This window comes from Paenilisteria riparia FSL S10-1204 (assembly GCF_000525995.1).
GTDB classification, from domain to species: domain Bacteria; phylum Bacillota; class Bacilli; order Lactobacillales; family Listeriaceae; genus Listeria_A; species Listeria_A riparia.
Genome location: NZ_AODL01000063.1, coordinates 1 through 703 on the forward strand (window position 1 = coordinate 1; position 703 = coordinate 703).

1 protein-coding gene is annotated in these 703 nt (G+C 38.3%); it reads left to right on the forward strand.

All coding sequences use genetic code 11. The annotated features are described in order from the left end of the window. Positions 1–104: 104 nt before the first annotated feature. The gene (locus PRIP_RS16000) at positions 105–656 is read left to right on the forward strand and encodes a hypothetical protein (protein ID WP_036102690.1); all 552 of its coding nucleotides are present in this window, start codon (positions 105–107) and stop codon (positions 654–656) included. Positions 657–703 lie beyond the last annotated feature (47 nt).

Here is a 703-nt window from a genome sequence, read left to right on the forward strand (position 1 = left end):
GCTGAGAGTTTAAAGAAAAAATAGGACAAGCAGTTGCTAATCAAGACCACACACCATTATCCGAACGAGTAACGTGGAAATTCAAATGGCTTGTTTTTACAGATGTGACATTTAATCAAGCCAATGCAAATCCGGTACGTCGTACATTGTCAGCAAACGACGAAATATATGCACAAACCGTAGCAGATGACTTCAAAAGAGTACTGGAAAAAGCCAACCCCAACATTCTAGTAGATATAGACCTTGAATTTTACAGAACACCAATGCAAGTAAATACTTCAGACAATGACTTTATTTTGCATGAAGCACAAATTGCTAATGTTTTAGAAGAAAAAGTGCCATACGGTGCTTTCGATGCGATTTTTGCATTGTCAAATTCTCCAGGTGGTGGTGGAGTTACGAAGCCGACATACTACTCAGACATTACTCGAGGAGCAGGATATTGTGCAGTAGGTCTATCTAATATATTTGCTACTAACTATCCTCAACACTCAAACGACCGAGAAATCGAATACTCCACCGATATCGCGTTACATGAATTTTGTCATCTGCTAAATATGGCGAATTTAATCGATTCTTATCCAGATGTACACGGTGCTACAACATATAACTATAGCATTGATCCAAAGAACGGCTGGATGCAGTTTTTACCTTGATTTTCTAACAGGAAATGTAGTAGATCCCAAAAACCGGAAAAATTAAC